At 73.2% G+C, this 5,992-nt stretch carries 8 protein-coding genes; 2 read left to right on the top strand and 6 right to left on the bottom strand.

Translation table 11 applies throughout. The features are described from left to right. Nucleotides 1-61: 61 nt before the first annotated feature. From ACFU74_RS35355 to ACFU74_RS35345, 3 genes are all read right to left on the bottom strand, one after another. Entirely contained in the window at nucleotides 62-262 is a 201-nt protein-coding gene (locus ACFU74_RS35355; RefSeq protein ID WP_380764239.1) for a DUF5326 family protein, read from the bottom strand. Between the two features lie 216 nt (nucleotides 263-478). Next, the gene (gene tenA, locus ACFU74_RS35350) at nucleotides 479-1,150 is read right to left on the bottom strand and encodes a thiaminase II (RefSeq protein ID WP_380764238.1); all 672 of its coding nucleotides are present in this window, start codon (nucleotides 1,148-1,150) and stop codon (nucleotides 479-481) included. Between the two features lie 58 nt (nucleotides 1,151-1,208). Continuing rightward, complete coding sequence (locus tag ACFU74_RS35345; protein ID WP_380764237.1) at nucleotides 1,209-1,526, bottom strand: cupin domain-containing protein; 318 nt, start codon at nucleotides 1,524-1,526, stop codon at nucleotides 1,209-1,211. A 99-nt stretch (nucleotides 1,527-1,625) separates the two neighbouring features. On the opposite strand from ACFU74_RS35345, the gene ACFU74_RS35340 reads away from it, so the two are divergent. Next, nucleotides 1,626-2,000 carry a phage holin family protein gene (locus tag ACFU74_RS35340; protein ID WP_344338920.1) on the top strand — a complete coding sequence of 125 codons (375 nt, stop codon included), beginning with the start codon at nucleotides 1,626-1,628 and terminating at the stop codon, nucleotides 1,998-2,000. A gap of 96 nt (nucleotides 2,001-2,096) precedes the next feature. On the opposite strand, the gene ACFU74_RS35335 is transcribed toward ACFU74_RS35340, so the two are convergent. Next, nucleotides 2,097-2,522 (bottom strand): SsgA family sporulation/cell division regulator, encoded by a 426-nt coding sequence (locus ACFU74_RS35335; protein WP_380764236.1) that lies wholly within the window; start codon nucleotides 2,520-2,522, stop codon nucleotides 2,097-2,099. 215 nt (nucleotides 2,523-2,737) lie between these two features. Next, nucleotides 2,738-3,538, bottom strand: a complete 801-nt coding sequence (locus ACFU74_RS35330; protein WP_380764235.1) for an IclR family transcriptional regulator — start codon at nucleotides 3,536-3,538, stop codon at nucleotides 2,738-2,740. Nucleotides 3,539-3,866: 328 nt separating this feature from the next. On the opposite strand from ACFU74_RS35330, the gene ACFU74_RS35325 reads away from it, so the two are divergent. Continuing rightward, a complete protein-coding gene (locus tag ACFU74_RS35325) occupies nucleotides 3,867-4,394 on the top strand; it encodes an NUDIX domain-containing protein (protein ID WP_380764234.1) in 528 nt (175 codons plus the stop codon). Between the two features lie 25 nt (nucleotides 4,395-4,419). Here ACFU74_RS35325 and ACFU74_RS35320 read toward each other — a convergent pair whose 3' ends face one another. Next, nucleotides 4,420-5,823 (bottom strand): globin domain-containing protein, encoded by a 1,404-nt coding sequence (locus ACFU74_RS35320; protein WP_380764233.1) that lies wholly within the window; start codon nucleotides 5,821-5,823, stop codon nucleotides 4,420-4,422. Nucleotides 5,824-5,992: the final 169 nt, after the last annotated feature.

Raw genomic sequence — 5,992 nt, 5'->3', positions numbered from 1 at the left:
CCCGCGTCCCCTCCGAGGGGCGCGGGCGCCGGGCATCGACGTCCTGGACGTCCTGGACGTCCTAGTTCCGTGCGGCCTTCTTCACCAGGACCACCACCGCGGCGGCGATGCCGACCACCACCAGTGCCTTGAGGGCGAAGGCCAGCAGCGCGCCGACCACGCCGAAGACGAACATCAGCAGGTTCCAGGCGAGCACCAGCACCAGCACCGGCACCACGATGTTCCGTACCCACGAGGGCAGCGACTTCCAGAGCTCAGCCATGTCCGTTCCTTCTCTCCCCAGGGGGTCGGCTGCCGTCCGGTGCCGCATCCCGTTCGCTTTCGTACTTCGATCGTACGGTGGCGCAAGGGGCGGAACGAGGCCCAACGGCCCCGAGAGAACCCGGAGATCCCCCCGACCCCGGCCCCGGGGGGAACCCCCGTCCCGACCTCGGGGAACACCCCCGGCACGACCCCGGCCGCCGCCGCCGCGGCGGGCTCAGACCGGCCAGGTCTCCCCGCGCCAGGCGGCGTCCCAGAACATCCACTCGTAGCGCGAGGTGGTCACGAAGTGCTCGACGACCCGGCGCCGTTCGGCGGGGGAGACCTCCTCGCCGAGCCGGTCGGTCAGCGCCAGCACCCGCCGCACCACCGACTGGAACGCCTCGTCGCCGTAGGTGGAGATCCACTTGGCGTACAGCGGGTCGGGGGAGCCCTCGGCGAGCAGCCGCTCGCCGACCCGGGCGTAGATCCAGTAGCAGGGCAGCACCGCGCCGACCGCCTCCGCGAAGGAGCCGCCGTAGACGGTGGCGAGCAGGTAGCTGGTGTACGCGCGGGTGGTCGGCAGCACCGGCTCGGCGGCGGCGCCCTCGGCGGTGTCGCCGAAGGCGTCCAGGAACTCGGCGTGCATCCCCTGCTCGGCGGCCAGCGCGCCGATCGCGTCGTCGGCGAAGGCCCGCACCTCCTCCTCGCCGGGCGCCTTGGCCGCGCAGACGGCCAGCGCCCGGGCGTAGTCGCGCAGGTAGTGCGAGTCCTGGACGACGAAGTGGCGGAACGCCTCCCGGGGCAGGGTCCCATCGGTCAGTCCGGCGAGGAAGGGGTGGGCGAGGATCTCGGCGTAGACCGGCTCGATCGCCGCCCAGAGTTCTTCGGTCAGGCTCTGGCTGCTCATGCCCCGACCCTAACCGGCCGCCCGCGGGCCCGGGCCGGCCGCCCGCAGCCGGCCCGCCTCAGTCCTCCGGCGGCGAGAAGACCACGAGCACCCGCAGCTCCTCGGTGATGTGGTGGAAGCGGTGCGGCGTCCCGGCCGGGACGTAGACGACGGTGCCCCGGCCCACCGTGGCGGTCTCGTCCCCGACGGTCAGTTCGGCCCGGCCGCTGATCACCTGGTAGATCTCGTCCTGGTCGTGCGCGGTCTGGGTGTCGGTGTCGCCGGGGGAGAGCGCGTACAGGCCGGCGGACATCCGCGGCTCGCGCAGGAAGCGCAGGTAGGCGCCGTCGTTGGCGGCGCGTTCGGCGTCCAGTCGGTCCAGCCGGAACAGCTTCATCGGGGCACCCCTCCTCGTACGGCTTCGGCCACCGGCATTCAACACCACCGCGCCGGCCGGAACACCGCCTCCCCTTGACCGACCTGGGACGCTGGCCCCATGAAGGGTTTCGCCATCAAGACACTGATCAACGCGGCGGCCATCTGGGTCGCCGCCTGGATCGTCTCCGGGATCACGCTCACCGGTGACGACTGGCAGCACAAGACGCTCACGGTGCTCGCCGTGGCGCTGGTGTTCGGCGTGGTCAACTGGCTGATCAAGCCGGTGGTCCAGCTGTTCTCGCTCCCCCTGTTCATCCTCACCCTGGGCCTGTTCACCTTCATCGTGAACGCGCTGATGCTCTGGCTGACCTCCTGGGCCTCGGACAAGCTCGACCTGGACTTCCACGTGGACGGCTTCTGGTCGGCGCTGTTCGGCGCGCTGATCGTCAGCCTGGTGTCCTGGGGCCTCAGCCTCGCCCTCGACGAGGACTGAGCCGGCCCCGTACCGGCCCGTGCGGAAGGGGCCCGTACCCGGTGCACCACCCGGGTACGGGCCCCTCTCGGTCCGCGTCCTGCGCCCGCCGGCGGCTCACCCGGCGTTCTCGTGGCCGTGCAGGATCAGTTCGAGCTGGGCGTCGAGGTCGCCGGCGGCGGCCTCCTCGCCGATCGGCACCAGCCGGTCGGTGCGGGCCAGGAAGGCGATCAGCGGCGGCGCGGAGCCGTGCAGCACGGCGTCGCCCTCGGGGGAGCGCAGCACCAGGCAGATCTCGCCCAGCTCCCCGCCGACCGGGTGGATGTGCACGTCGCCCTCACCGGACGGCCGGGCCAGGCCGTCGAGCAGCAGCTCGCGGGCGAAGACCCAGGTGACCGGCTCGTCGCCGGGCAGGTGGAAGGTGAAGCGGACCGCGTAGGGGTCGGCGGGGTCGTAGTCGAGGTCGACCACGATGCGGAAGGTGAGCTCCTGCGAGACCACCAGGTTCATGGTCAGGTGGCCCTGGACTGTGCTGTGCTGCATGGCACCGACACCTCTCGTTCTGCCCGGCCGCGCGTGGGGGAGGGTTTCGCGGGTACCCGGACAAGGCTGTTGGCTGACAGGGGGAGGGATTGCGTGCGGTACGTCCATCATCATCGTCCCGGCCGGGGAGGTGGTGGACAAGATGTGCTTTTTCAAATGGTGATAGAGCGGGAACCGCTGGTCCAGACCTGGAGCGGCCCGGTGCCGACGGGTCGTCAGAGTACGAACGTCGGCGTCATCGCCCCGACGTCGCGCCGCAGCCGGCCCGCGACCGCGGTGAGCCGGTCGGCCTGCTCGACCGGCAGCGAGACCGCCATGGTGGCGACCACCGAGCCCACGGTGATCGGCACGGCCGCACAGACGGTGCCGATCGCGTACTCCTGGTGCTCGACCACCGGCATGGTGTGCCGCACCCCGGCGATCCGGCGCAGCACGGCCGCCTCGTCGACGAGCGTGGCCGGGGTCAGGCCCACCGGGGGGTGGCGCGCGAGGTGGTCGCGCCGGGCCTCCTCGGGGAGCTGGCTCAGCAGGCACTGGCCGATCGCGTGGGCGTGGGCGGTGGCCCGGAAGTCCGCCCACGGTTCGACGGCCGGCCGGTGGGCCCCGTCGACGGTGTCGACCACGCTGACCTCGCCGTCCTGGTAGAGGGCGAAGTAGACGGCCGCGTCGAGCTCCGCGCTTAACTGCTCCATCCGCACCCGCAGCCCGTGCCGTTCGGCCTGCCGGTCCTCGGCCCGGACGATGCCGTCGACCGAGTCGCCGTAGAAGAAGCGCCCGTCGACCCGCCGCAGGTAGCCCTCGTGGGTCAGGGTCCGCAGCAGGTGGTACGCGGTGCCGAGCGGGAGGCCCGCCACCCGGGCGAGCTGCTTGGCGGTGGCCCCGTGCCGGAACCCGCCGACGGCCTCCAGCAGGCGCAGCGCCCGCTGGACGGAGGAGATCAGGGTGGGCTGCCGCTCGGTGCGCGAGGTCCGTGCCGACCGCGCCGGTGGCACCATGCGCTCTGCGATCCGATCCATGGCCACAGCCAGCCCCCAGCCCGAGTCATTGCACAGAAGAGCATGCGGAGTGAATCACTCCGATTTGCCCGATAGTCGCCCATTGCAGCACAGGCGCAGCGCCGCTGCAATCACTCTGACACGGTCCACTCGGTAAAATCCTTTGAATCAAAGGCCATTTGGCTATAAAGGCTAACTTTCAAAGATCTGTTCAACGTTCATCTTCACGATCCAAGATCTATCGCCGCTACGAACCCGCCACGGACGGACGCACCCGTGGGCGGGCCGCGTTTCGGGCGCGCCGCGCCGCGGGAGACTCCCGCACAACGCTCCAGCCCCGGAGGTCGCCATGCGCACCCCGCCCCGTCCCGTCGTCAAGCGCACCGCCCGGGCGATCCTGCTGGAGGTCGACCCGAACGACCCGTACGGACCGGCCTCGCTGGTGCTGATCAAGCGCACCCGGCCCGGCTCCCCGCACCCGTACTGGATCACCCCCGGCGGCGGCGTCGAGCGCGGCGACCGCACCGTGGTGGACGCGCTGCACCGCGAGGTGGACGAGGAGCTCGGCGGCAAGGTGGTCGACGTGGTCCCCGCCTTCGTGGACACCATCAGCCACACCCACCACGACGACGGCACCCTGCTCCACCCGCACGGGGTGAAGGTGCAGCACTTCTTCGTCTGCCGGCTGGCCTCGATGGACCTCGACCGCCGGCACGGGCCCGAGGTCGACGATCCCAACGGCGGCTACGAGGTGGTCCGGGTGCCGTTCACCCGCGAGGGCGTCACCTCGGTCAACGTGGTGCCGCCGAGCCTGCGGGCGTACCTGGCCGCCAACATCGAGGGCATCCGAGCCCTGCTCGCGCCCGACCTCGGCTGACACCGCCCCGGCGGCCGGGCCGCGCTCACCGGGCGGCCAGGTCGTGCCGGATCCGCTCGGCCGGCACCCCGGAGCGCAGCAGCACCCCGCTGGTCCGCCGGACCATCGCGGGCGGCCCGGCGAGGTAGGCCGTCCGCCCGGTCCACGGCCCGGACCGGGCGACCGCCTCCGGGAGCCCGCCCGCCGGCGCCCCGGCAGCCCCGGCGCCGGGACCGGACAGCACCGGGTGGACGGACAGCCCGGGGTGCCGCCGCGCCAACTCCCTCAGCCCGGCCAGCTCGTACAGCTCCCCGGCGGACCGGCCGCCGTAGAACACCTCCACCGCGCGGTCCGCCCCGCCGGACCCGACCGCCTCCTCGGCCAGCGCCCGCAGCGGCGCGATCCCGGTGCCGCCGCCCACCAGCAGCAGGTCCGCGCCGCCGGCGTGGTCCAGGGTCATCCCGCCGGCCGCCGGGCCGAGCCGCAGCACGTCCCCGGGCGCGGCCCGGTGCACCAGCGCGTTGCTCACCCAGCCCGCCCGCACCGCCTTGACGTGGAAGGTCAGCAGGCCGTCCGGCCGGGGCGCCGAGGCGAGCGAGTAGTGCCGCCAGACCCGCGGCCACCAGGGCGTCTCCAGGCTCGCGTACTGCCCGGCGCGGTACGGGTACGGCTGGTCGGGGCGGACGGTGAGCACCGCGACGTCCGGGGTGCGGCGCTCGTGCGCGACCACCTCGCCCTGCCACCAGGGCGGCGAGGTGCGGGCGTCCCGCTCGGCGGCCTCGATCATGATCGAGGAGACCAGCCGGTAGACCCGGCGCCAGGCCAGCTCGGTCCCGGCGGTCCACCGGCTGCCCGCGTACTTGGCCAGTGCCGCCACCAGGCACTCGCCCACCGGACCGTAGTGGGCGGTCAGCGTGCCGTACCTGCGGTGGACGCAGCCCAGCGCGCCCAGGTAGGCGCGCAGTCCCTCCGGGTCGCCGGCGGCACGGGCGGCCGTCAGCAGGGCGCGGAAGAGGCGGTCGCGCTGGACGTCCATGGCGGCCGGGAAGAGCGCCCGGACCTCGGGGTGGCCGAGGAAGACGAGTGCGTAGAAATGCGCGGTGGCCCGGTCGGCGACCGGCTCGACCACCGCCAGGCTGGCCCGGATCAGTTCGAGGTCCCGGGCGGTGGGCGGCAGCTCGGCCGCCGCCCGGAGGTCCGGCGCGGGCGGGGTGAGCGCCGGGACGGCCCAGTTGAGACCCGGGGCGCTGGTGAACAGCGGCTCGATCACCGGGGCCGGCACCGGCGCGGCGGCGTCCGGCCGGCTCGGCGCGGGGACGGCGGGCGGCACGGTCGGCCGCGGCGGGACGGCCGGCGGCAGGTCCGGGGGGTCCGACGGCAGCGGCGGGACGGCCGACGCCGCCACCGAGCCGAGCCCGGTCCTGACCAGGAGTGTTCTGCGGGACTTCACCGCAACGTTTCGAGTACCCAAGAGAATCGTTTCGCCTCCGGCCGGCCTTCGCCACCACCTGGCTTGTCTCGGTTGACGCCCAGGAAGCGTGACACGCCCGAAGTGCTCATCCGACGAATCGCGCGAAGCCCGGACACCCGCCCCCGGAACGCGCTACTCTCCCCCGCCC

The sequence above is a fragment of the Kitasatospora sp. NPDC057500 genome (genome assembly GCF_042802195.1).
Lineage (GTDB): Bacteria > Actinomycetota > Actinomycetes > Streptomycetales > Streptomycetaceae > Kitasatospora.
The sequence above is the reverse complement of the archived record's forward strand: the minus strand, read 5'-3'. Positions and strand labels throughout refer to the sequence as shown.